Genomic DNA, 25,049 nt, shown 5'->3' on the forward strand with positions numbered 1-25,049 from the left:
CCGCGGTAGCCATGCCCTCGCCGCTTGCGGGCCCGGCCCGCGACCGCGCCGCGAATCGCGGCGATCAGCGCAAGGAGTCCGCGCCACGATGAACACCGCAGTCGGAAAGATTTCCCTGGAACGCCATGCCGCCGCGGCGCTGGTGCTGGCGCTGGGCTGGCCGATGCTGGCGTCCGCGCTGGCCGGATTCGGCCTGTCGTTCGCGGTCGCGCTGATCGTCGCCGCGCTGCCGGTCGCGGCGGCTTGGTTGCCGTTGGCGCGGCGTTTGCCGGCGCAATGGGACGGGCAACGTCGCAAGCATGCACTGGCGAGCGCGGCGTTGCTGGTGGTCGGCTTGCTGGCGATCGCGCGAACCCTCGGCGTGGCCTGGTACATGGCCGACCCCAAGCACCCGGAATTCTCCGCGTTCTGGTTCGATCCGTTCTACATCGGCCATAGCTGCTATTCGGCGTATTGGCAGGCAGCCGAACTGGCGCGCGAAGGCGTGGCCAATCTCTACGACACCGCGCTGTACACCGGCTCGGTCGACCACATCAAGCTCGACGAGTTCATGTATCTGCCGCAGTTCGTGCTGCTGCCGGAACTGGGGCTGTTGCTCGGCGGCGATTTCTACAGCATGCGCGCGGTGTGGTTCGGCCTGGAAGCGGCGATCACGATGGCCGCGCTGTGGTCGCTGGCGCGCTGGATCGGCGCCGGCGTCGGTCGCCGCGCATGGCTGCTGATTCCGGCGGTGATGCTGTCGAGCCCGATCCTGGTGACCTTGCAGGTCGGCAATTTCCAGCTCGCCGCGATCGCGATGTCGGTGCTGGCGATGATCCAGTTCGAGCGCGGCCGCAATGCGCTGGGCGGGGCGATGCTCGGGTTCGCGATCTTCAAATTGTTTCCGGGCCTGCTCGGCATTTATCTGCTGGTGACCAGGCGCTGGCGCGCGGCGATCTGGACCTTCGCGTTCTCGGCGCTGTACACCGCGATCGCCTGGCTGTGGCTCGGCGCGCATCCGTTCGAAGCGTTCTTCCACTATCAGGCGCCGCGCATCGCCAGCGGCGACGCCTGGGCGTTCCTGGAGATCCCCGGGCTGGAATGGGTCAGCGCGCTCAATCAATCGGTGCCGGGTCTGGTGCTGAAAGCCAAGATCCTCGGCCTCGACGGCATGACCCGCGCGACCATGGGCACGGTCGCCTGGGTGTGGACCGCGATCGCGGTGGTGCTGACGATTGTCGCGGCCCTGCGCAACGCGTCGATGACGCGCCTGGAACGCGCCGCGGTGTGGGTCGCGGTGCTGGGCCTTGCGACCATGCGCAGCCCGTTCCTGCCCGATCACAGCGGTCTGATCGCGCCGATGTGGCTGTGGAGCCTGATCGCCGCGGCGACCGTGCTCACCCCGCGCAACACCGTGTTGCTGGTGCTGGGCTGGCTGGTCTGCACCGCGGTGATTCCGGTCGGCGGCATCGAGCTGCCCGAAGTGCACACGCGCATCGTGCTGGCCCTGGCGATCCAGGTGATCGCGCTGGCGCTGTGCGTGTGGGCGGTGCTGCGCAAGCCGCGCGCGCTGCGCGCGGGAGCCACGGCTCATTCCTGGCACAACGACGATTCCACGGCCGCCGCGGCGGCCGACGACGATTCCTTTTCTCTCGATAACACGAAGGTGGCAACGTGATGCGGCGTAATACTTTGTGGGCGGTCATGCTCGCGCTGTTGGGCAGCGCGTTTTCGGCGCAGGCCCAGGACACTCTGAACATTCCGCGCGCGGATCACGCGCCCAGGCTCGAGGACTACGTCGGCGGCGTCCCCGCCGACGCCGGCATCGAGGTCAAGGACTTCGTCCAGAACAAACCCGGCGACGGCAATCCGGCGACCCTGGAAACCCGCGCCTACCTGTCCTACGACGACCACAACCTGTACGTGGTGTTCGTGTGCAAGGACGATCCCAAGCAGGTGCGCGCGCGCATCGCGCGGCGCGACGCGGTGTTCGGCGACGACGGTGTACAGCTGATGCTCGACACCTACCACGACAAGCAGCGCGCGTTCGTGTTCACGGTCAATCCCTACGGCGCGCAGATGGACAGCCGCTACACCGAGGGCCTGAGCTACGACTTCAACTTCGACACCCAGTGGACCTCCGACGGCCGCCTGACCGACGACGGCTACGTGGTGACCATGCAGATCCCGTTCAAGAGCCTGCGGTTCGAGCGCGGCAACGTGCAGGACTGGGGCATCGCGGTCAACCGGATCATTCCGCGCACCAACGAATTCGTCTACTGGCCCTACATCACCGAGCGCAAGGAAGGTTTCGTCGCCCAGTTCGCGCACGCGCGCATCGACGATTCGATCCAGCCGGGCCGCAACATCCAGGTCATTCCGCACCTGACCTACCGCGACGCGCGCACCTTGGGCGTGAATTCGGCCGGCGACCCGTCGATGCGCCGGCATGAGCGCACCGAACTCGGCGTCGACGCCAAGTTCGTGATCAAGGATTCGATCGCGGTCGACCTCACCGTCAACCCCGACTTCAGCGAAGTCGAGACCGACGAGCCGCAGGTCATCGTCAACGAGCGCTACGAACAGAACTTCCTCGAGAAGCGGCCGTTCTTCCTCGAGAACAGCGGCATCTTCGGTCTGCCGGTGCCGTTGTTCTATTCGCGCCGGATCGTCAACCCGCAGTACGGCGCGCGCGTGTCCGGACGCCTGGGCCGTTGGGCGATCGGCGGCCTGCTGATGGACGACGAGTCCGCCGGCCTGACCGTGGTCGGCGACGACTTCGGCAAGACCGGCAACATCGGCGTGGCGCGCGTGCAGCGCGACATCGGCCAGCAGTCCAACGTCGGCGTCATGCTGACCGACCGCAGCGTCGGCGATCAGTTCAACCGCGTGCTCGGCGTGGATTCGCGAGTCAAGTTGAACGACAACTGGAGCGTCAACGGTCAGCTGGCCCGCAGCGAGTCCGAAGGCGCCAACAATCTCGATTACGACGGACGCATGGTGTTTCTGCAGGCAATCCGCGGCGGCCGCGATTTCAACTTCGACGGCCAGTACTTCGACGCCACCGACAACTTCGAATCCCAGCTCGGCTTCGTGCCGCGGGTGAACATTCGCCAGTTCTATCAGAAGTCGTCCTACCTCAAGCAGTTCCCCGATGCGCCGTGGCTCATCAACATGGGGCCGACCCTGCTCGCCCAGCACACCTGGGACCAGGACGGCGAAGTGCAGGACTGGAATTTCGAACCCGGCTTCGTGGTCAACGGCCTGCTGCAGACCAAGTTCGAAGGCAGCCTGATCCGCGGCTTCGAATACTTCGGCGGCAAGAAGTTCTACATGGACGGCTTCACCCTAGGCGCCAGCACCGAGTGGTGGCGCTGGCTGACCGCCGAGGCCAAGATCATCGTCCGCGACAAGATCAACTACCTGCCGGCCGCGGGCGTGGAGCCGTTCCTGGGCGATCAGCGCCAGGCGATCATCAAGCTGACGGTGAGCCCGTTCGCTCAGCTTCGCATCGACCAGTCCTTCATCTGGGATGAATTGCGCACGCAGTATTCGATCGCAGGCAGCGAATCGGACGCCAAGGTGTTCCGCGGCATCCAGTCGCGCACCAAGGTCAAATACCAGTTCAGCCGCTTCTGGGCCGCGCACGTGATCTTCGACTACCGCGCACTCGACAGCGACACCGACCTGTTCCTGATTCCGCGCGACAAGACCCTGGTCACCGACTTGCTGGTCAGCTATTCGCCGAACCCGGGCACCTCGTTCTACCTGGGCTATACCGACCAGCAGAAGAACCTGCGCATCAACCAGAACCCGAACATCGTCGTTCCCACGCGCGATCTCGACCTGCACACCGGCAAGCAGCTTTTCATGAAGTTCAGCTACCTGTTCAATTTCTGATCGCTCGCGCGACAACGATGGCTATCCACGAACAGGCCGGCGCAAGTCGGCCTGTTCGTTTTCCGGCGCGCGCGATCGCATGCGTTGTTGCAGATTTGAACGCCCCCGACGACAGCCGCGGCGCCATGCACGATCGCCGTCCCAGTGTGAGCGTCGGTTAGCCGCATCGCTTTGGAAACGTGATTGCCGGCGCGACCGCGCGCGCTCAGATTTGCCTAACTCGCGACTCGAACAAGACGATCGCTCGATCGCCGGGAGAGTCCGATGAGCAAGCAAGTCGCCGCGCAGTTCGATGAGCTGGCCGGGTTGTACGAGGACATGGCGAGTTGGCCGTTCCGGCACGATATCGAGACGCCGAGCGTGATCGCGGCGCTCGGCGATCTGCATGGCCTGGACGTGCTCGACTTCGGTTGCGGCAGCGGTCTGTATTCGCGGCTGCTCAAACGCAGCGGCGCACGCTCGGTGGTCGGCTACGACCTGGCCGACGGCATGCTCGGGTACGCGCGGCGCAGGGCCGAAAAAGAAGGCCTGGACATCGAGTTCGTATCCGAACTGCAGCCGCGATTCGCCGGCCGTTTCGATGTGGTGCTCAGCGTCTATGTGCTGCCGTACGCCACCAGCGCGCACGAGCTGGGCCAGATGTGCGACGCGCTCGCCGGTCTGCTGCGTCCGGGCGGGCGATTGGTCGCGCTGCCGATCCATCCGGACTACCAGCCCGATCCCGACTACTACCAGGCCTATGGCTTTCGCCTGATTCCCGACGACGACAACGGTCGCCCGCCGCGCACCAACGGCGCGCGCATCCGCCTGGAGCTGTGCCACGGCCGCTATCAGGCGAGCGTGCATGCCTGGTACTGGTCGCGCGCGGCGCTGCAGGCGGCGTTGCGCGAGGCCGGCATGACCGATCTGGTTTGGCGCGATCCGAGTACCGCGTCCGATCCGTCCGCGGCGGCGCCGTTGCTGCGCGCTTATCTCGATCGTCCGCACGCGGCGTTGATTCTCGCGCGCAAAGCCTGATGCCATGCGCGCGTGTCTGTTGCAGCCACGGGCCGAACGCAGCGGCGATGCGGATGAGGCGCTGGCGGTGTCGCTCGGTCGCGGCGTCGCCGCCATCGACGAGCACGCGTGGGATGCGTTGGTCAACGATCAGAATTTCTACAACAGCCACGCCTGGCTGGCCGGCCTGGATCGCGCCCTGGGCGCGTGCGAGGTGCTTGCGGTCTGGAGTTCGGCCGGCTTGCTCGCTGCCTGCACGCTGTGGAGCGGCGAACGCGATGACGGATTGTTCGAACTCGGCGCTTTCTTCAACGACGTTCGCGGCCCGTGGACGCGCGGCTTCGTCTGGGGCGGTGGACGCCGTTCGACCCATAACCAAGTGCCGTGCGTGAGCGGACGCCGGCGCGTGCAAGCATTGAGGCGCATGCTGCAGGCGATGGCCGGCATCGCGCGCGAGCGCGGCGACGTCGGCGTGGTCTTGCCGTATATGCCGCTGACGGCCGCGCGGGAACTCGCCGAGGTCTGTGGCGCCAGCGTGCTGCTGCACTCGGCCGAAGCGAACATCGAGGTTCCACCTGACGGTCTGGCCGGGCTGATGGCGGCTTGGAACCGGCACCATCGCTACGAAGTCCGCGCTGAAATCGCCGCGTTCGCGCGTTGCGGCAACCGGGTCGAATGGGGCCTCATCGATCCTTCCGAGCAGGCGCGCGCGGCGGAACTGATCGCCTGCAACCGCGCCCGCTACGGCAGCACCCAGGGCGCGGCCTGGATGCAGCGGATGCTTGAGGCGCAACGCCAGGCGGGGCTGTCGCCGATCGCGGTCGTGGCGCGACGCGATGAGCGCATCGTCGCGTTGTGCCTGCTGTATCGCTTCGGCCGCGCGCTGCACGCGCGCTACTACGGTTGCGATTACAGCCTGGACGATCGCGATTTCCGCTACTTCGTCCTGACCTGCTATGAGCCGATCAACTACGCCGCCCGCGGAGGATTCGATGAACTGCGCTTGTCGATCTCGGCTCTGCACGCGAAAGCCAGCCGCGGCGCCCGCATCGAGCCGCTGGCCGCGGCGGTGCTGCTGAGCGATCGCTCGCTCGATCCGATCGCGGTGCGCCGACACAACCGGCGCTTCGCCGAGCGCCATCGTCGCGAACTGGGCGCGCACCTGAGCCCGGCCTGGCAAGCGTTCCTTTGATCCATGCACGCGGAGTCGCCATGCTGCATCTGATCTACACCTTCCGCCCGAGCGCCGCCGCGCGCGCCGATCTGCCCGCGTTCTGGCGTTGGGTTGGCGAACGCGAACGTTGGTTCTACGACGGCTTGGCCATGGCCCACGATCCGCGCTGGTACGTGTGCACGGTCGGGCCGGGCGTGCACAGCCTGGAGCACTGGATTTCGTTCGCGGACGAAGCCGGTTGGGGCGATTACCGCCGCGAGGTGTCGCGTCGTTCGGCGAACCCGGCCTGGGAGCAACGACGGATCGAGCAGGATCGCTGGTGGGACATCCTCGACGCGCGCCTGCTCAACGACGCGCCGCTGCCGACCGCGCGCGGCGACGCCGGGCGATGAGCCGCGTGGCGACCAGCCGTTTGTTCGAACGCTTGCGTGGCGGCTTGGTGGTCTCTTGCCAGGCCTTGCCCGACGAACCCATGCACGGCTGCATGCCGGCGATGGCGCGCGCGGCGATCGAGGGCGGCGCCTGCGGGGTGCTGGCCAACGGCGCGAACGACATCGCCCGGATCCGCGCGGCCGTCGACGCGCCGTTGATCGGCGTGCTCACCCAGGTCTATCCGGATTGCGAGATCGCGCTGACCCCGACCCTGGTCGAGATCGATCAGGTGGCGCAGGCCGGCGCCGATATGGCCGGCCTGGACGCCAGCGAGCGTCGTCGTCCGGGCGGGCAGCGTCTGGCCGACTTTTACGCCGCGATCCGCAAGCGGCATCCGGGCCTGCGGTTGATGGCCGAGGTGGCGACCACGGCCGAGGCCCTGCGGGCGCAGGCGCTGGGCTTCGACTGCGTGTCCAGCGCGGCGCTCGGCCATACCGAGGCCACCCGGGGGCAGCGCCTGACCGACGACGACTTCGCCGCGTTCCGGCGCATGCGCCGGGCCGTCGACAGTTGCCTGCTGGTGGCTGAAGGCGGTATCGACACCCCGCAGCAGGCTGCCCGCGCACTGCAACTTGGCGCGGATTTCGTGGTCATAGGCAGTGCCATTACCCGGCCGCAGAGCATAACGGCGCGCTTTGTCGGCGAAATGTTGGCAACTGCAGGCTAATTGCTGCCTTTGGCGTCGATCGAGCGGCCTGGAAGATGCCGTAAACGGCTCGCTTTGGCGGTCGATCTTGGCCGTGATCGACGAGGGTCCCGGCCCTGCGAAGGTCTGGTAGAGCGGCTGCGGCGCCTGCTCTTAATAATCTTTTAATTCATAAGGTTCAAATAGTTATCCCGCTCGCCGCCACGCCGCGAAAAACCGCTGGCGTAACCGCGGATAAAGGGATTCGGCGGGAAATGGCGACAAACCGCCGAATTGGATGCCCGGCAGTGCCGAATAACGCAGGCCAGATTCGGCCGGCGCGCGGAAAGATTCACAAGGGCTTACCGGCTGTATTTTGTAACATATTGATGTTGTTGAGCTTTCGACTCGGCCTCATGGTTTTGACCGGAATTTCGGCCAAGGCCCGTCATAGCGAATGCGACCGACACCCCAAGACCGCGTTCGTGCGTTCCAATCCCGCAACACAGCGGAACCTTTTCCCCCTTTAGCAGTCCTATATGCCGACTGCTAAGATGACCCCCATGACCTCTATTGCCCAATCCGCTGCTCTCGTCACCAACAACCTGCCTGTGCCCAGCGCGCTCGGTTCGCTGGACGCGTATATCGGCGCGGTGCATCAGATCCCGGTGCTGACCGCCGAAGACGAGCAGGCCCTGGCCCGCCGCTTCCGCGACGGCGAAGACCTCGACGCGGCCCGTGAACTCGTCCATTCGCATCTGCGCTTCGTGGTCCATGTGGCCCGCGGCTACAACGGCTATGGCCTGCAGATCGGCGACCTCATCCAGGAAGGCAACATCGGCCTGATGAAGGCGGTCAAGCGCTTCGACCCCGACCAGGGCGTTCGCCTGGTCTCGTTCGCGGTGCATTGGATCCGCGCCGAGATGCACGAGTTCATCCTCAAGAACTGGCGCATCGTCAAGGTCGCCACGACCAAGGCGCAGCGCAAGCTGTTCTTCAACCTGCGCAAGAGCAAGAAGCGCCTGGGCTGGATGAACGCCGAAGAGGTGAGCCAGGTCGCCAAGGACCTGAACGTCTCCGAGCGCGAAGTGCTCGAGATGGAATCGCGCCTGTCGGGTCGCGACATCGGCTTCGACGCGCCGTCCGACGAGGACGACGATCACGCGCCGCCGTCGCCGGCCGCGTACCTGCGCGCCGCCGAGGAAGACCCGTCGCAGTCCTACGAGCGCGAAGACGAAGAAGACAGCAAGCTGGGTCTGCTGCGCGAAGGCCTGTCCGGCCTGGATGCGCGTTCGCGCGACATCATCAAGCGCCGCTGGCTCGACGACGACAGCAAGATCACCCTGCAGGAACTGGCCGACGAATACGGCGTCAGCGCCGAGCGTATCCGCCAGATCGAAGCCAACGCGCTGAAGAAGATGCGCGGTCTGTTCGCGGCGTAACCAGCTTCGAATAACGCGATGCAATGCAACGGCCCGGGAAACCGGGCCGTTTTTTATTGTCCGATCGACCACCGCGACACGCGGAGCTGGGGCGCGCGCGGCCGCGACAAGATCCGGATATCGACTGCGTCAGGCGATGGCTATCGTGAGCTCAAGCCATCGCCTGGAGTCGCCCATGAACGCCTATCGCATCAGCGGCCTGTCGCCCGAACCGTTCCGTCCCTTGTTCGCGCTCGACGACGATCGCCTGCGCGCCCACGACATGCGCCGGGTCGTCGCCGATTCGCCGCGCGGTTATCCCTGCCGGGTGTCGCTGACCGATGCCGCGATCGGCGAGACCTTGTTGCTGCTGCCGTACGAACACCATGCGCTTGGGCCGTATCGTGCGAGCGGCCCGATCTTCGTGCGCGAGGCCGCGCTGCAGGCGCCGACGTATCGCAACGAACTGCCGCCGATCCTGGCGACCCGGTATCTGTCGCTGCGCGCCTACGACCGCGACGGCTGGATGCGCGATGCGCGCGCGGTCGACGGCGCGGCGGCACAGGACGAACTGCAGTCACTGTTCGCGATCGACGGCGTCGTCAGCGTGATGGCGCACAACGCGCGCTTCGGCTGCTTCCTGTGCCGGATCGATCGGCACTGAGCCGCGTTGGACCGGCATCGACCGGCGCAATCGATGCGCGCCCGACGATGGCCGGCATGCTGCACTTGCGATGGCAGCGCGCCGAGATGTGCCGCGCATCGGGATAAAGTGGAAGCGGCATCGCACTCCCGCATGCGCTTGCCGCGTCAGGCGCATGCGCGCCCTCGGGCCTGTCTAGACTCGCGCTCGAAGCCGCCGGGACCGGCGGTTTCCCGAATCGCGCGGGCCGATCGCGGCCCGCGTCACGCAGACCAATGGAGGGTGTATGCAAGGCATCAAGCTATGGGCGGTGGGCGCGTTGATTGCGGTTTTGGGGCTGGCGCACAGCCAGCCGGCACGAGCGGGCGACATGAGCAATGCGGTGGTGACCTGCTTCGTCGACACCTATGCACTGGACGTGCCCGAGGCTTTCAGCTGCGTCTCGGTGTGGCGGCCGGGCGGCGCGACCAATCCGACCACCGCGCTGTTCCAGGTCGCCGGCCTGGGCGCGGGCAATTATTCCTATGCCTGGCGCGACCTGGAGACCAACACCGTGCCGGCCGGTTGCGGCAATCAGTCTTATTGCGAGAAGTCGATCAGTACCGAAACCCAGGGCGACGGCGAGGCCACCTTGCGCGTGACCATCACCGATCTCGATACCGGCGCGACCAAGAACGTGCAGGCCACCGCGTTCTACTACGATGGTTACACCTGATAGATCGCCGCGTTCGATTCGTTCGAACAAAGAAGGGCGCCGCGAGGCGCCCTTCTTTGTTGCGGTGAGGTCCGCATGGCTCAGCCGGCGTCGTCGTCCTTGCCATCGCCGTCTTCTCCGGCGCCGCCGAAAATGATCCGCGCGTGGCGCTGGTAGGTGAAATACGCCCACGACCAGTTGAGCATCACGATCAGGCGGTTGCGAAAGCCGATCAGGAAGAACACGTGCGCGGCCAGCCAGAACGCCCAGGCCAGGAAGCCGGAGAACTTGAAACCGCGCAGGTCGACCACCGCGGCGCGGCGGCCGATGGTGGCCAGGTTGCCGTAGTCGACATAGCGGAACGGCTCGATGGTGCGGCCGCTCAGGCGGGCACGGATCGCGCGGGCGACGTAGCTGCCCATCTGCTTGGCGCCCGGCGCGACCCCCGGCACCGGTTGGCCGTTGGCTTGCTGGATGCTCGCCAGGTCGCCGGCGACGAAGACGTCCGGATAGCCGGGCACGGTCAGGTCGGGTTCGACCCGCACCCGGCCGGCGCGGTCGCGCGGCGCGTCGAGCAGCGCGCCCAGCGGCGAGGCGGCGACGCCGGCCGCCCACAGCACCGTACGCGCGGGCACGAACTCGGCGCCGAGGCTGTAGCCGTCGCGTCCGATCGCGCCGACCGGCGTACCGGTGACGACTTCCACGCCCAACCGCTGCAACTGCGCGCGCGCTTTCTCCGACAGCGACTCGGGAAAGCTGGAGAGCACGCGCGGCCCGGCTTCGATCAGGCGGACCTTCGCTTGCGACGGATCGATGCGGCGGAATTCGCGGCGCAGGGTCTTGTGTGCGATCTCAGCCAGGGTGCCGGCGAGTTCGACCCCGGTCGGGCCGCCGCCGACCACAGCGAAATGCAGCCACGCCGCGCGTTCGGCTTCGTCGTCGGTCGCTTCGGCGCGTTCGAACGCGGTCAGCACGCGGCGGCGGATGTGCAGCGCGTCGTCGAGGGTCTTCAGGCCCGGCGCGTGCTGCGCCCATTCGTCGTGACCGAAATAGGCGTGGGTCGCGCCGCTGGCCAGCAGCAGGTAGTCGTAACCGATCACCTCGCCGTCGGCGAGCGTGACGTTGCGCGCGACCGCATCCAGGCCGACCACTTCGCCCAGCCGCACTTCGACGTTGGCCTGCTTGCGCAGGATGTGGCGCAGCGGCGCGGCGATGTCCGGTGCCGACAGGCCGGCGGTCGCGACCTGGTACAGCAACGGCTGGAACAGATGGTGGTTGCGGCGATCGATCAGGGTGATGCGCACGTCGGCCGAGTCCAGCGCGCGCGTCGTCCACAGACCGCCGAAACCGCCGCCGACGATGACGACGTGCTTGCGCGGATCGTTGCTCATCGCCATGCGCTCAGCCGCGCAGACGCTGGGCGAGTTGTTGTTCGAGCTTGCGCTGGTCGGCGGCGAAGCGGCGGATGCCGTCGGCGAGCTTGTCGGTCGCCATCGCGTCCTCGTTGTGCTGCCAGCGGAATGCGGCTTCGCTGAGCGGTTCGGCCGGTTGGGTGCGTTGACCGTCTTCGGACAGAGCGCGTTGAACGTCGGCCTGGGTGGATTCGAGTTCGCCGAGCAGTTCGGGCGAAATCGTCAACCGGTCGCAACCGGCCAGCGCCAGCACCTGCCCGGTGTTGCGGAAGCTCGCGCCCATCACCACGGTCGGGTAGCCGTTGCGCTTGTAGTACTCCCAGATGCGGGTGACCGACTGCACGCCCGGATCGTCCTGCGGCGTCGCTGGCTTGGCCATGCCGTTGGCGAGGTGCCAGTCGAGGATACGGCCGACGAAGGGCGAGATCAGGTACACGCCGGCTTCGGCGCAGGCCACCGCCTGGGCGAACGAGAACAGCAGGGTCAGATTGCAGTGGATGCCTTCGCGCTCGAGCTGCTCGGCGGCGCGGATGCCTTCCCAGGTCGAGGCGAGCTTGATCAGCAGGCGGTCGCGGCCGATGCCGGCCTGCTCGTACAGTTCGACGATGCGGTGCGCCTGGGCCAGGCTGGCCTGGGTGTCGAAGCTCAGGCGCGCATCGACTTCGGTCGAGACGCGGCCGGGGATCAGCTTGAGGATTTCGCCGCCGATCGCCACCGCCAGGCGCAGGCCGGCATCGCTCACGCGCGCGGCCTCGTCATCGCCCTGGGCGCCGCCGAGGGCCGCGTCGATCAACGGCGCGTAGTTCGGCAGGCCGGCGGCCTTGAGCAGCAGCGAGGGGTTGGTGGTGGCGTCCTGCGGATGGAAGCGGGCGATCGCGTCGATGTCGCCGGTGTCGGCGACGACCGTGGACAGCGCGCGCAGTTGTTCGAGTTGATTGCTCATGGGGGAGTGTCTTGTCGTCGGATTCGCGCTCATTGTCCCGCATCGGGGTTAGGCCGTCATGAAGCCGGCCTATCTTCAGTGCGTCGATCTTCAGTGCCACGCGCCGCGGCGGCGGTTGCGCTAGGCTGGCCGCGACAACGCCCGCCCGTGTCCGGGCCGGCGGCAGGGAGAATGAGCGCATGGGCCTGGCCTCGGAAGAAAAACGCATCGCGCTGCTGATCGATGCCGACAACGCGCCGGCGGCGAAGATCGAAGTGATCCTGGCCGAGGTGGCGCGCTATGGCGTGGCCAACGTGCGCCGCGCCTACGGCGACTGGAAAAGCCCGAACCTCAAGAGTTGGGAAGCGGTGCTGCACGAGTTCGCGATCCGGCCGATCCAGCAGTTCGCCTACAGCAAGGGCAAGAACGCGTCCGACATGGCGATGGTGATCGACGCGATGGACCTGTTGTACGCGCGCAACCTCGACGGCTTCGCGATCGTTTCCAGCGATGCCGACTTCACCCCGCTGGTGATGCGTCTGCTCACCGACGGGGTCAAGGTCTATGGCTTTGGCGAAAAGAAAACCCCCGAGCCGTTCGTCAACGCGTGTTCGAAATTCACCTATGTCGAAGGCCTGGGCCAGCCGGCCAGCGAGGACGCGCCGCCCGACGAGGTGGCGACCACGCCGCCGCGCAGCGCCAAGGACCTGCGCGGCGATACCCGCCTGGTGCAAATGCTGCGGCGTGCGACCGATTCGGCCAGCGGCGACGATGGCTGGTCGCGATTGGCGAGCGTCGGTCAGCAGGTCGGCAATCAGGCCTCGTTCGATCCGCGCAATTACGGCTATCCCAAGCTCAGCGACCTGATCGAGGCGATGGGGCTGTTCGAGATTCGGCGCGATCCGCTCAGCGTGTGGATACGCGATAAGAATAAGAGCGTGACCAAGCCGGTGAAATCGGTGGCGGAGCCTGCGCAGAAAAGTGAGCAAGCGCCCGCGGTGCAGGCCAAGCCACAGGCGACGTCGCAACTCGCGGAACAGCCTAAGCCACAGCCGAAGCCGCAATCCGCGGAACAGTCCAAGCCGCAACCGCAACCGCAGAAACAAGCCAGGAAACAGCCTAAGCAACAACCCAAACAACAACCCAAACAACAACCGAAGCAGCAACCGAAGCAACAAGCCAAGCAACAAGCCCCATCCAAGCCGGCCGCGGCCGCGAAGCCCGCAGACAAGTCGAAGTCCTGATCCGTGTTCGTTCGCAACGTCGATCAGCGTTTCGGCGATATCGACCGGCGTGTGGATCGGATGACGGGATGGGCTGCGTTATGTCGCACGCGGCGGTGAATACCGCCGGTCTGGTCGCCGCGAATCGCATCGGTGTCGGCGTGGGGCGCAGAGCAGGCAGGCGGCGATCGCGGTGGGCTATCGGCGATTAGTCAATTCACGCGCTACCGTGTCGCTGTCGGCGCGTTTTGCGACGATGCAAGCATGGTCTCGGCGGACGCGGGTTTGCGTTGCTTCGGCGTTGCCGCTTTGTTGCCGCGTGCCGTTTTTCGTGCGATGAGCGGGCACATCGGCGCTCGATGTAACCGCATCGGCACGGTTCACGATTCGGCAGCGTGGGTTGGGCTAAGGTCATCGCCCATCCCCCATGGAATTCGCACATGATCGCTCGCCCCTTATCGGCCGCTTTGCTCGCACTGTCCTTGCTGATGTCCTCGGCGATCGCTTCGGCCGCCGACAAGGTCAGCCAGGTGCCGGTGCATTTCGCCAAGGGCCAGAGCGCGACCACACTCAAAGGCTCGTTCAAGGGCTACGACACCGTTGAGTATCTGCTCACCGCCAAGGCCGGCCAGCGGTTGAGCCTGAAGGTGAGCGGCAGCAGCAACGCCAACCTCAACGTGTTTCCGCCGGCCGACTACGTACTGCCCGATCCGCAACAGCTCGCCTTGCCGCTGGAAGGCGACGACACCCGCAGCGCGCGCCTGCCGGCCGATGGTGTGTATCGCATCCAGATGTACCAGCCGCGCGCCAGCGCGCGTCGCGGCGCGGTGGTGAAGTATTCGCTGAAGATCGAGGTGCGTTGAGGGCGGTGCGCATGCGATCGCGGCGCGCGAAGCCACGATCTTTTGGCAAGAGCTGAAATTCTCGTCTGTAGGAGCGGCGTAAGCCGCGACCGCGACACCTCACCTACGACGCAAGCGAGATAGCGCGGTCGCGGCTCACGCCGCTCCTACAGGGGAGTGACGGAGCATCCGCGCGAATTGGGTGGTGAGGTTGGACGATCAGTACAGATCGGCCGGATCGACATCCAGCGACCAGCGCACCTTGCGCGCTTCCGGCGCGGCATGGATTGCCGGCAATGCGGCATCGAGCGCGGCGTGCAGCGGGCGGCGTTCGGGCGCGGACAGGATCAGCTGCGCGCGCAGGTAACCGGCGCGGCGCGGCATCGGCGCGGGCACCGGTCCGTTGACTTCCAGCGACGTGGCCGGATCGGCGGCGTCGCGCGCGCGCGGGCCGGCGACGCGTTCGAATTCGCGCCGCGCCATCGCCAGGAACGCGTTCGCCGCTTCGACTTCCTGCGCCTCGGCGCGGATCAATGCCATGTGCGCGAACGGCGGAAACCCGGCGGCCTCGCGCTGCGCCAGTTCGACTTCGGCGAACGCCGGATAGCCGCCGGACAGCAAGGTGTGCAGCAGTTCGTGATCGGGGTGATGGGTCTGCAGCATCACCTCGCCGGGTTTGTCGGCGCGGCCGGCGCGGCCGGCGACCTGGATCAGCAACTGGGCGAGTTTTTCCGGCGCGCGGAAGTCGGCGCTGAACAAGCCTTCGTCGATGCCGACCACCGCGACCAAAGTCAGATTCGGCAGGTCGTGGCCCTTGGCCAGCATCTGCGTGCCGACCAGGACGCCCGGCGTGGTGCCGAACTCGCCCAGCATCTGTTCCAGCGCATCGCGCTTCTGGGTGCTGCCGCGATCGATGCGCATGACCGGGAAATCCGGAAACCGCGCGGCCAGCGATTCCTCGATCCGCTCGGTGCCCGCGCCCTGCGATTGCAGCGCGAGCCCGCCGCAATCCGGACACGCGTCCGGCGCCGGCCGGCGAGTGCCGCAGTGGTGGCATTGCAGGCGCCGGCCGCCGCCGTGCACGGTCATCGGCGTGCCCTTGAGCGGGGTCGAGCAGCGCGGGCAGTGCGCGGTCCAGCCGCAGTCGTGGCACAGCAGCACCGGGGCGTAACCGCGCCGGTTCTTGAACACCAGCACCTGGCCGCCGGCGCGCAGTTCGCCGCCGATGCGCTCGATCAGTTCCGGCGACAGGCCGGCCTCGAGCGGGCGCTTGCGCACGTCCAGCACCCGCACCCGCGGCGGCTGCGCCTGGCCGGCGCGGCGCTTGAGTTGCAGATGGCCGTAGCGCCCGGCCTGGGCGTTGCGCAGCGATTCCAGCGACGGCGTGGCGCTGCCGAGCAGCACCGGCACGTCCAGCGCCTTGGCCCGGACCAGGGCGAAATCGCGGGCGTGGTAACGGATGCCGTCGAGCTGCTTGAAGCTGCCGTCGTGTTCTTCGTCGATCACGATCAGGCCCGGCTCGCGCAGCGGCAGAAACACCGCCGAGCGGGTGCCGACCGCGACCCGCGCCTGCCCGCGCGCGAACGCGGCCCAGGTGCGCGCGCGTTCGCCGTCGCTCAGGCCCGAGTGCAGCGCATGCACCGGCACGCCGAGGCGGGCGCGGAAGCGGGCCAGGGTCTGCGGGGTCAGGCCGATCTCGGGGACCAGGATCAGCGCCTGCTTGCCGCGCGCCAGGCAGTCGGCGATCGCGTGCAGGTAGACCTCGGTCTTGCCGCTGCCGGTGACCCCGTCGAGCAGGAACGCGGCGAAGCGGCCGCGCGCGGCCAGCACCGAATCGGTCGCCGCCTGCTGTTCGTCGTTGAGCGCCGGGCCGGGCTGCGGCGCCGGCGCGCGCTGCGCGGCCGGCACCGCGATCCGTTCGGCGTGTTCGCGCTTGGCCAGGGCGCGCGCTGCGCTGCGCCAGTCCTCGAACAGGTCGTCGAGGCGGTCCTCGTCGAGTGTGCCGTGTTCGGCCAGCAGGTCGGCGAGCCGGCGCGGCTTGCCGGCGCGCAGGCGCTCACGGGCGGTGGCGCCGGCTTCGGTCAGGCGCCAGGCCCAGGCATGGGTGTCGGCCAGCGGCTCGCCGTGGCGCAGCGGGCCGGGCAGGGCGGTGGCCAGGACTTCGCCGAGCGGGGCATGGGTGTAGCGGGCCAGCCAGCGCAACGAGTCGAGCAGTTCGCCTTGCAGCAGCGGCTCGGGGTCGAGCCGGGCGGCGACCGCCTTGAGCGCGGCCGGGTCGGTGCCGGCCTCGGGCGGGCCGACTTCGGTCACCACTCCGATCAGTTCGCGGCGCCCGAACGGCACCCGCACCCGGCAGCCGACCGGGTCGCCCGCGGCGGTCGGTCCGGCGGGCGGCAGGTAGTCGAACAGCCGCGGCAACGGCAGCGGCAAAGCGACCCGCCAGACGGTCGACGGCGGTGGAAACAGGGCCTCGGGCATGCCTCAGTCTAGCGAGCCGGAGCGAACGGCGGCAGACGCGTCAGTTGCGGGGCATTGCTCTGGGTTAAGTGACAATACTCACGCAAGTGGCCGAGTTCGAAGGGAAAATCTCCTTATCCACACCGCCTGTGGATAAATCTGTGCATGGCGGGTCCGCAGCTATGCGCGAGGGCGTTGAAATAAGCCCTCGGGTTAGGTTGGTGAAAAAATCGCCAGACGCGCCAATCCCTTGCGTATCAAGGCTTTGCTCGTGAAACATCGTTGTAATGCGGGCGCGGCGCGGTCCTAAACTGAGGCCGATGACGGTTCTATTACTGCTGTGCACAACCGGATTTGGCTGCAAGCCGCGTCCTGCTTCGTGCGAACGCGTCTGCACGGTTTGTCAAGCGGTTTTGTGCGCCGCCTGCATCGCTATGATGCACCGTATGGTGAAGCCGTCCCGATGAGTTCCACGACCCCCGCTACGGGCCCTTCCGCACTGCGTTCGACCGCTCCGGCGGCGCTGTCCGCGTTCCTGCGAGGCGTCGAACGACGCGGCGCGGTGCTGGCCGAATTACAGGCCGGCGACGCCGCCGCCGGCGACGCCGCGCTGGCCGCGGCGATGGCCGCCTTCCGCGCGATCGCCGCCGACGCCGCGCTCAGCGACTGGCCAAGCCGGTTCTGGTCGCTGCTGTTGACCCAGCCCGGTCTGGCCCATCGCACCCCGGTCGCGATCGCGGTCGAGGCCACCGACCGACTGGCCGAACTGGGCAGCGGACCGCGCGCGGCGCTATTGCTGCGGTTGGCCGCCGGGCTCAGCGAAGGCGAGGCCGCGGCCGTGCTCGGGGTCGCCCCGGCGACCTACCGGTTGGCCCTGCAGCGCGCCCTGCCGCGGCATGCCGACGGCCGCGCCGACCCGCAGGCCTGGCAGCAATTGCGCGAACAGGTCCATCGCCGGATCAAGACCCTGCCGCCCGAGCGCCTGCAGCGCTTGGCCCAGGCGCGCGAACTCGCGCTCAGCGGCGCACCAGCGAACACCGCGCCGGTGTCCGCGTCGGGACGCGCGGACCGGCCAGTACCGTCGCGCCCGCGCTGGCTGATGCCGTTGCTGTGGACCCTGCTGGCGTTGTGCGCGCTGGCCTTCGCGGCCACGTTCTGGCCCGGCGGCGGTCTGGCCGGCGGCTGGCTCGGCGCGCCCGACGGCGTTCAGGTCAGCGCGCTGCCGGAGGCGTCCGCGCCGGCCGAGCGCTATGGCCGCGAGGCCGGGCTGATCGCCCACCGCGACTTCGCCCTGCTCGCCGACCCCGAGGCCGAAGCCGCCGCGACCGACGTGGATTTCCGCAGCTGGCTGGCCGCGCGCGATGCCGGCACGATCACGGCCGTCGCCGCGGTGCCGCTGGAGACCCCGGTCGTGCCCGATGCGCCGGCCGCGCCGGGTGGCGAAACCCACTCGTCCGAAACCGACGCCTCGGAGGGCGAATGATGCGTCGTCATGCCGCACCGTCGTCGCGCGTTGGGTCGCGCCGAGCGACGCTTGGATCGGTCGCACTGGCTTTGGCGCTGGCCGCGGCTTTGCTTCCGGCCAGCGCATTGCCACCGGAACTGGACCAGGCCTTGTCGCGCCTGCCGGCCGACGCCCAGGCCCGCCTGCGCGACAACGGCCGACGCTGGGACGGCTGGAACGAAGATCAACGCCGCGACTTCGGCCGCCGCGCCGCGCAGTGGGGCGAGCTCAGCGACGCCCAGCGCGGCGAGCGCCGCGAACGCTTTCAGGCCTGGCAGGCACTGAGCGCGGACGAACGCGCGCAGCTGCAAGCCGCGGCCGCGCGCTACGCCGCCTTGCCGCCGGAGCAGCAACGGGCCTTGCGCGAGCAGTTCGACGCGCTCGATCGCAGCGAGCGGCGCGGCTGGCTGCTCGGTCCCGCGCTCGGCGCGGACTATCCCGGGCTGCAGCCGTTGCTGGCGCAACTGCCGCAGGCCCAGCACGCCGCGCTGTTGAGCGCGCTGCGCGCGCTGACGCCGGCTCAGCGCAAGGACCTCGCGGTGCTGGTGCAGCGCACCGCGCCGCAGGATCGCGAGCGTCTGCGCGGCGGTCTGCTCGCGGTGCCGGCGGCGCAACGCGGCGCGTGGTTGCAGGACGCTTTGCTGCACTGAACCTGCAAGACCCAAGCACGCCACGATACGGATTTCGCTCAGTGCCGATCCGGAGCCGCGCGATCCGCGCATCCAGGCCGGCTGGTTTCACGAGGGCTGGTTGCCGTTCGCGAGCTTCGGCGGCGCGAGCTTGGTGCTGATCCAGGACTGCGCGCCGGCGCTGGGCGGCCGGATCGGGCAGATCATCGCCTACGTGCACGATCCGGACGAAATCGCTTATGTCGCGACGGATTTCGCTGATCTGCTGACGCGATCGCTGCGCGATATCCAGGCCGATCCGTAAGAATTCCCGCAGCTGTTCTGAGGATCGATATCGCCGCAGCCCCTGTAGGAGCGGCGCGAGCCGCGACCGCGGCATTCGGTTACGGCGAGGGTTTCGATGCGAGCGAAGTGGCGCGGTCGCGGCTCACGCCGCTCCTACAGGGGCTGCGACCGGCTTGCGATGGGATGCAGGTTTCGCCGTGATGCGCGGGTTGCTCAGGTAATCGTCGAGCATGCTCTGTGTAGGAGCGGCGTGAGCCGCGACCGCGGTATTTCGGCTACGGCGAGGGTTTCGATGCAAGCGAAGTGTCGCGGTCGCGGCTTGCGCCGCTCCTACAGGGGCCGCGATCGGTTTGCGATGGGATGCAGGATTCGCCGCGATGCATTGAACTTTCCACCGAAACGGGCCATGCCGTCGGCGCGTAATCGCGGCGCGTGATCGCACAGGTAATCGTCCAGCGCGGTCTGGTCGCGCAATCGGTATTGCACGCACAGCGCGCTACGGCCGGATTCGGCGACCGGATCGGCTACGACGTGCAGCGTCGCGCCGAGAAACCCGGGCAGGGCGCAGATCTGCGCGATGTGTTCGCGCAGCCAGGCCAGGTAGTCGTCGGCGATGGCGGCGTCGAGGTCGAGGTTGACCTCGTAGATCACGCCCGCCGCCGCGTCGGCATCGTCCGCGCGCGGCGCACTCACATGCGCACCAGCGCGGCGACCGCCAGCGCGAGCACCACGAAGCTCAGTAGAACGAAATACAGCGTGCCGATCACCACGTAGCGCACCAGGGTCGGCAGCCAGCCGTTGCCGTACACGCGTTTTTCCATCAGAAGCAGATAGATCGGCATCCATATCCACAGCGCGCTCATGGCGAGTCCGCTGACCCAGGCGAAGCCGCCCCAGTGCGGCGAGATCGCGTTGCCGAGCAGGACCAGCACGAACATCGCCAGGATCGACAGGCACAGGTAGACATGGCTGTACAACGCCACCACCAGATGCTCGAGATAGCCGCGGCCCGAACCCAGGTAGGTCAGCTTCAGCAGCAGCGCGAAGATCGGCACCATCAGGAACAGCGCCGACGGCACCGCGGCGATCAGCGAGTGGATGTACAGCCACGGTTCCTTGCTGGCGCGCTTGAAGTTGATTTCGCCGCGACCGACCTGGCGGTTGAGCCAGTCGTTGGCGAATTGCGGCCACCAGCTCACCGTCAGCGGATTGGTCTTGGCGTCCCAGGCCCGGCCGTTGAACGACAGCGGGCTGCCGTCGTCGCAATCGGTTTCGCCGTAGCGCTGCGCGTCGAGCGGACGCGGCGGCGCGCCCTGGCTGACGGTGGCGTGTTCGACCTGCAACGCGGCGATGCGGCAACCGGCTTCGGCATTGGTCTCGGCGATTTCGCGATCGATCGCGTCGCGCGGCTTGGAACCGGCCGGCGTGGCCGCGCGTTGCGCCTTGAGCGGCGCGATCAGCGCGTCGCGGCGTTGTTCGACCTCGGCCAGGGTCTTGGCCGCGGCGATGCTGTTCGGCGGCACCAGCGCTTCGGCGGCCTCGCGCGCGCCCTCGGCCTTGCCCTCGGCGATGTCGCTTTCGTCGAGGCTTTGCTCGCCGCGCAGGGTCTCGATGCGCAAGTCGGCCTGAAGCTGCACGCCTTGGATCGACTTGTCGATGGCGCTGCGGGCGGAGGCCGGTATCGCCGCGCGGGCAATCTGCAGTTCCTTGATGGTCTGCACGCGCAGCGATTCGACTTCGGCGACCGAATTGGCTTTCTTGATCTGCTTCTGCCGGTTGCCCATGCGCACCGTGGTGCCTTGCAGGTCGATGACCTCGAATCCGTCGGACTTGGATTCGTCGAAATGCACGGTGAACTGGGCGACGAAGAAGGTCAGCACCGAGACGATCACGAACAGCCGCAGCGGCGCGACGTAGCGCACGCGATGGCCGGCGATGTAGTTCTTGGCGACCCGGCCGGGAGACAGCAGATCGCGCAAAGTCCGGAAAATGCGGCCGTCGAGATGCCAGAACGACTCGAACACTTCCTCCAGCGCATGCCCGGCGTGGCGGATCGGGTTGACGACCGACTGGCCGCAGACGTGGCAATAGTGGCCCTGCAGCGGCGCCTTGCAGTTTTCGCAATGACTGGGATGGCCGTGGCCATCGTCGGGGGCATGGCCTTGCTCGTGGCCTGGCTCGTGCTCGCCAGCATGGCTGGCGCCTGAAGAAGTGGTTGCGCTCATTGGGAATCGAGAAAAGAGGCTCCCCGGCCTTCACTTTCGAGCGGGTAAGATAGCCGTCCGCCGCGACCCGGCGCCAGCGCCCTAGACCGGATGCGCGGCCGCAGTCGTGCTGTTGGTCCTCTCCCATGTCCGCGTCATCCCCCACCGATTCCCGCCCCGCCGTCCGTTCCGGCCTGGCGGGCGAGATCCGCACCACCTTGATTCTTGCCGCGCCCCTGGTGGCCGGCCACGTGTCCACCGGCCTGATCGGCTTCGTCGACAACACCCTCGCCGGTCACCACAGCACCACCACGCTGGCCTCGGTGACCATCGGCACCGCGCTGTGGTGGCTGCCGATGATGGTGCCGATCGGTACGTTGCTGTCGGTGCCGCCGTCGGTGTCGCAACTCGAAGGCGCCGGCCGTCGCGGCGAAATCGGCGCGCTGTTCCGCCAGGCGCTGTGGATGGCGGTGCTGCTGAGCGTGTTCCTGTTCGCGTTCCTGACCCTGATCCCGTATGCGCTGGGCGCGATGGGCATCGCGCCGGGCATCATTCCCGGCGCGCGCGATTTCCTGCACGGCATCCGCTGGGGCGTGCCGGCGCTGACGCTGTTCTTCTGCATGCGCTATCTCAGCGAGGGCCTGCACTGGACCTTGCCGACGATGCTGCTCAGCGCCGGCGGCCTGCTGATCCTGGCGCCGCTGGGCTATGTGTTGACCTTCGGCAAGTTCGGCCTGCCGGAAATGGGCGCCGGCGGCCTGGGCATCGCCTCGGCGGCGATGTTGTGGGCGCAGGCGATCGGTTTCTTCGTGGTGCTGAGCCGGGCCAAGCGCTTCGCCGACCTGCGCCTGTTCGAGCGCTTCGACAAGCCGCATTGGCCGACCATCCGCGGTTTGCTCGCGACCGGCCTGCCGATCGGCGTGACCGTGTTGATGGAGGGCAGTCTGTTCATCGTCACCGCGCTGCTGATCGGCCGCCTGGGCGAAGTGCCGGCGTCGGCGCATCAGATCGCGATCAACCTGTCGGCGCTGTGCTTCATGGTGCCGATGGGCCTGGCCGAAGCGACCACGGTGCGGGTCGGCCATGCGATGGGCCGGCGCGACTACGCCGGCGTGCGTCGGGCCGGTTACGCCGGCTACGCGATCGTGATCGCCACCCAGTTGTGCTCGGGCATCCTGCTGTTGAGCGCGAACGAGCTGCTGGTGAGTTTCTACACCGCCGACGCCGCGGTCGCGACCCTGGCCGCGTCGTTGCTGCTGTATTCGGCGATGTTCCAGTTCCCCGACGGCATTCAGGTGCTGTCGGCCGGCGCCCTGCGCGGCCTCAAGGACACCCGCATGCCGATGATCCTGGCCGCGCTGGCCTATTGGGGCGTGGGCATGCCGGTCGGCGCCGGGCTCGGCCTGGGCCTGGGCTGGGGGCCGAAGGGCATGTGGATCGGCCTGATCGCCGGCCTGACCGTGGCCTCGGTGTTGCTGGGCCTGCGTTTCCTGCGTTCCAGTGAACCCGCGCGGCTGGCCGCGCGGATGCAGACCGAGTCGCCGCATGAGGTCGATCCGCACGAAACCGGATGTACTTGAACGCCGGGATTCGGGATTGGGGATTGGGGATTTGTGAATGCCCAGGGCCCTGGCCCTTGCCTTGATTTTGCGAATCCCCCATCTCGAATCTCGGATCCCGGCCCCAGTACGAATGGCGGGTGAAACCGCAACCCGTGCCGGGTTAGTCTGACCCGGTACACATGGAGTCTGTGCAATGAACCAAGTCACCCCAAGTCGCGGGCCGTTGATGCGATTCTTCGTCGGCGTCTGGGACACGATGAATTTCACTCGCCGGTTGATCTTCAACCTGCTGTTCTTCGGCTTCCTGTTGCTGTTCCTCGCCATGCTGTTGTTCAGCGGCGGCGGCGCCAAGCCGTTGCAGGAGCGCACCACCCTGGTGATCGCGCCGGAAGGCAACCTGGTCGAGCAGTACAGCTCCGACCCGGCCTCGCGCGCGCTCAACCGCGCGTTCGGCGACAAGAACCCGGAAGTGCAGCTGCGCGACGTGATCCGCGCGCTGGACGCGGCCAAGGACGACAAGCGCATCGAGCGCGTCGTGCTGCGTCTGGACAAGTTGCAGGCGGCGGGCATGGCCTCGCTGCGCGAAGTCGCCGCGGCGGTCGCGCGGGTGCGCGCGAGCAAGAAGGAGGTCATCACCTTCGCCGAGACCATGGATCAGAAGCAGTACCTGGTCGCTTCGCAATCCAGCGAAATCTTCCTCGATCCAATGGGCGGGTTGATGCTCGAAGGGTTAGGCCGCTACCGCCAATACTATCGTGAGGGCCTGCAGGACAAGCTCGGCGTGGACGTACACCTGTTCCGCGTCGGCGAGTTCAAGTCGGCGGCCGAGCCGTACATCCTCGACGCCGCGTCGGAAGAGTCCAAGACCGCCGATCTGTTCTGGATGAACGACCTGTGGTCGCGCTACCTCGACGACGTGGCCAAGGCGCGCAAGCTCAAGGCCGCCGACCTGACCGCCGCGATCGACGAACTGCCGCAGCGCCTGGACGCGGTCCAGGGCGACCTGGGCAAGTACGCGATGCAGCTCAAGCTGATCGATGGTTTGAAGACGCGCGAAGAAGTCGACACCCTGCTGACCAAGCGCGGCGCGGCCGATGCCGATGCCGAGGGCGGGTTCCGTCAGATTTCGTTCGACGCCTACATCGCCGGCATGGACCGCATGGTCAATCCGGCCGATCAGCGTCCGCAGGTCGCGATCGTGGTCGCCGAGGGCGAAATCGCCGGCGGCGAGCAGCCGCCCGGTTCGGTCGGCGGCGTCAGCACCGCGGCGCTGTTGCGCGACGCGCGCGACGACGAGCACGTCAAGGCGGTGGTGCTGCGGGTGGATTCGCCCGGCGGCGAAGTGTTCGCCTCCGAGCAGATCCGTCGCGAGATCGTCGCGCTGAAGGCCGCCGGCAAGCCGGTGGTGGTGTCGATGGGCGATCTGGCTGCTTCGGGTGGCTACTGGATCTCGATGAACGCCGACAAGATCTACGCCGACGCCTCGACCATCACCGGTTCGATCGGCATCTTCGGCATGATCCCGACCGTGCCGCGCGCGCTGGAAAAGATCGGCGTGCATACCGACGGCGTGGGCACCACCCGTTTCGCCGGTTCCTTCGACATCACCCGGCCGCTGGCGCCGGAAGTCGGCCAGGTCATCCAGACCGTGATCAACAAGGGCTATGCCGATTTCACCGGCCGCGTCGCCAACGCGCGCAAGAAGCCGGTCGCCGAGATCGACGCGATCGCGCGCGGTCGCGTGTGGAGCGGCGCGCAGGCCAAGGAACGCGGTCTGGTCGACGCGCTGGGCGGCCTGCCCGATGCGATCACCGACGTCGCCGCGCGCGCCAAGCTCGGCAAGGCCGGCGAGTACCGCGTGCGTTACGTCGAGAAGATGCCGACCCCGTTCGAGCGTTTCTTCGCCGGCATCGCCCAGAGCCAGGCCGGCAGCGCGCTGCTGGGCCGTTCCGACCTCGCCCGCGGCCTGCTGGCCAAGGCGTTGCCGCAGACCGCGTCGGACCTGCGTTTCCTGGAAAGCTCGATCAAGCCGACCAGCGGCGTGCCGGTGAAGTCGCTGGCGTATTGCTTCTGCGAGTTGTAACGCGCCCGCCGTAACCCGGCAGAGCGCCACGATCCGCTCCCTCTCCCGCTTGCGGGAGAGGG

General features: G+C 67.6%; 20 protein-coding genes and 1 pseudogene. 16 read left to right on the top strand and 5 right to left on the bottom strand.

Features of this window, described 5'->3' with window-relative positions; genetic code table 11:
• The first annotated feature begins 88 nt into the window (after positions 1-88).
• From AC3A4T_RS19625 to AC3A4T_RS19665, 9 genes are all read left to right on the top strand, one after another.
• Complete coding sequence (locus AC3A4T_RS19625) at positions 89-1,657, top strand: glycosyltransferase family 87 protein (RefSeq protein ID WP_487676922.1); 1,569 nt, start codon at positions 89-91, stop codon at positions 1,655-1,657.
• Complete coding sequence (locus AC3A4T_RS19630; RefSeq protein WP_487676923.1) at positions 1,657-3,879, top strand: carbohydrate binding family 9 domain-containing protein; 2,223 nt, start codon at positions 1,657-1,659, stop codon at positions 3,877-3,879. The genes AC3A4T_RS19625 and AC3A4T_RS19630 overlap by 1 nt, the downstream gene beginning before the upstream one ends.
• Before the next feature lie 264 nt (positions 3,880-4,143).
• Positions 4,144-4,896 carry a class I SAM-dependent methyltransferase gene (locus AC3A4T_RS19635; RefSeq protein WP_487676924.1) on the top strand — a complete coding sequence of 251 codons (753 nt, stop codon included), beginning with the start codon at positions 4,144-4,146 and terminating at the stop codon, positions 4,894-4,896.
• 4 nt (positions 4,897-4,900) lie between these two features.
• Complete coding sequence (locus AC3A4T_RS19640; protein ID WP_487676925.1) at positions 4,901-6,067, top strand: peptidogalycan biosysnthesis protein; 1,167 nt, start codon at positions 4,901-4,903, stop codon at positions 6,065-6,067.
• Positions 6,068-6,087: 20 nt separating this feature from the next.
• Complete coding sequence (locus AC3A4T_RS19645; protein ID WP_487676926.1) at positions 6,088-6,441, top strand: hypothetical protein; 354 nt, start codon at positions 6,088-6,090, stop codon at positions 6,439-6,441.
• Positions 6,438-7,148, top strand: a complete 711-nt coding sequence (locus AC3A4T_RS19650) for an N-acetylmannosamine-6-phosphate 2-epimerase (RefSeq protein ID WP_487676927.1) — start codon at positions 6,438-6,440, stop codon at positions 7,146-7,148. The genes AC3A4T_RS19645 and AC3A4T_RS19650 overlap by 4 nt, the downstream gene beginning before the upstream one ends.
• A gap of 521 nt (positions 7,149-7,669) precedes the next feature.
• Positions 7,670-8,548, top strand: coding sequence for an RNA polymerase sigma factor RpoH (gene rpoH / locus AC3A4T_RS19655; protein WP_487676928.1), 879 nt, complete (start codon positions 7,670-7,672; stop codon positions 8,546-8,548).
• Positions 8,549-8,723: 175 nt separating this feature from the next.
• On the top strand, positions 8,724-9,191 hold the full coding sequence (locus AC3A4T_RS19660; protein ID WP_487676929.1) for a DUF1203 domain-containing protein: 468 nt from the start codon (positions 8,724-8,726) through the stop codon (positions 9,189-9,191).
• Positions 9,192-9,456: 265 nt separating this feature from the next.
• A complete protein-coding gene (locus tag AC3A4T_RS19665; RefSeq protein ID WP_487676930.1) occupies positions 9,457-9,885 on the top strand; it encodes a hypothetical protein in 429 nt (142 codons plus the stop codon).
• An 80-nt stretch (positions 9,886-9,965) separates the two neighbouring features.
• Here the strand turns inward: AC3A4T_RS19665 and AC3A4T_RS19670 are convergent, their stop codons facing one another.
• Positions 9,966-11,255, bottom strand: a complete 1,290-nt coding sequence (locus AC3A4T_RS19670) for an NAD(P)/FAD-dependent oxidoreductase (RefSeq protein WP_487676931.1) — start codon at positions 11,253-11,255, stop codon at positions 9,966-9,968.
• Positions 11,256-11,265: 10 nt separating this feature from the next.
• Positions 11,266-12,219, bottom strand: a complete 954-nt coding sequence (gene tal / locus AC3A4T_RS19675; RefSeq protein ID WP_487676932.1) for a transaldolase — start codon at positions 12,217-12,219, stop codon at positions 11,266-11,268.
• A gap of 179 nt (positions 12,220-12,398) precedes the next feature.
• On the opposite strand from tal, the pseudogene AC3A4T_RS19680 reads away from it, so the two are divergent.
• Positions 12,399-13,217: pseudogene (locus AC3A4T_RS19680) on the top strand (NYN domain-containing protein); the annotation flags it as partial.
• A 644-nt stretch (positions 13,218-13,861) separates the two neighbouring features.
• The gene (locus AC3A4T_RS19685; protein ID WP_487676933.1) at positions 13,862-14,284 is read left to right on the top strand and encodes a g-type lysozyme inhibitor; all 423 of its coding nucleotides are present in this window, start codon (positions 13,862-13,864) and stop codon (positions 14,282-14,284) included.
• A gap of 198 nt (positions 14,285-14,482) precedes the next feature.
• Here the strand turns inward: AC3A4T_RS19685 and AC3A4T_RS19690 are convergent, their stop codons facing one another.
• Positions 14,483-16,741, bottom strand: coding sequence for a primosomal protein N' (locus AC3A4T_RS19690; protein WP_487676934.1), 2,259 nt, complete (start codon positions 16,739-16,741; stop codon positions 14,483-14,485).
• A gap of 442 nt (positions 16,742-17,183) precedes the next feature.
• On the opposite strand from AC3A4T_RS19690, the gene AC3A4T_RS19695 reads away from it, so the two are divergent.
• The 3 genes from AC3A4T_RS19695 (at position 17,184) to AC3A4T_RS19705 (ending at position 19,157) form a co-directional block, all read left to right on the top strand.
• Positions 17,184-18,203, top strand: coding sequence for a sigma factor-like helix-turn-helix DNA-binding protein (locus AC3A4T_RS19695; protein WP_487676935.1), 1,020 nt, complete (start codon positions 17,184-17,186; stop codon positions 18,201-18,203).
• A 107-nt stretch (positions 18,204-18,310) separates the two neighbouring features.
• A complete protein-coding gene (locus tag AC3A4T_RS19700; RefSeq protein ID WP_487676936.1) occupies positions 18,311-18,874 on the top strand; it encodes a DUF3106 domain-containing protein in 564 nt (187 codons plus the stop codon).
• 70 nt (positions 18,875-18,944) lie between these two features.
• Positions 18,945-19,157 (top strand): SMI1/KNR4 family protein, encoded by a 213-nt coding sequence (locus tag AC3A4T_RS19705; RefSeq protein ID WP_487677100.1) that lies wholly within the window; start codon positions 18,945-18,947, stop codon positions 19,155-19,157.
• A 311-nt stretch (positions 19,158-19,468) separates the two neighbouring features.
• On the opposite strand, the gene AC3A4T_RS19710 is transcribed toward AC3A4T_RS19705, so the two are convergent.
• Positions 19,469-19,831, bottom strand: coding sequence for a DUF4286 family protein (locus tag AC3A4T_RS19710; RefSeq protein WP_487676937.1), 363 nt, complete (start codon positions 19,829-19,831; stop codon positions 19,469-19,471).
• Complete coding sequence (locus tag AC3A4T_RS19715) at positions 19,828-21,363, bottom strand: DUF3667 domain-containing protein (protein ID WP_487676938.1); 1,536 nt, start codon at positions 21,361-21,363, stop codon at positions 19,828-19,830. The genes AC3A4T_RS19710 and AC3A4T_RS19715 overlap by 4 nt, the downstream gene beginning before the upstream one ends.
• Before the next feature lie 125 nt (positions 21,364-21,488).
• Between AC3A4T_RS19715 and AC3A4T_RS19720 the strand changes: the two genes are divergently transcribed.
• Both AC3A4T_RS19720 and sppA read left to right on the top strand, forming a co-directional pair.
• Positions 21,489-22,922 (top strand): MATE family efflux transporter, encoded by a 1,434-nt coding sequence (locus AC3A4T_RS19720; protein ID WP_487676939.1) that lies wholly within the window; start codon positions 21,489-21,491, stop codon positions 22,920-22,922.
• A gap of 175 nt (positions 22,923-23,097) precedes the next feature.
• The gene (sppA, locus tag AC3A4T_RS19725; protein ID WP_487676940.1) at positions 23,098-24,987 is read left to right on the top strand and encodes a signal peptide peptidase SppA; all 1,890 of its coding nucleotides are present in this window, start codon (positions 23,098-23,100) and stop codon (positions 24,985-24,987) included.
• The last annotated feature ends 62 nt before the right edge of the window (positions 24,988-25,049 follow it).

It is taken from the genome of Lysobacter sp. Soil_N_51, from assembly GCF_057655755.1.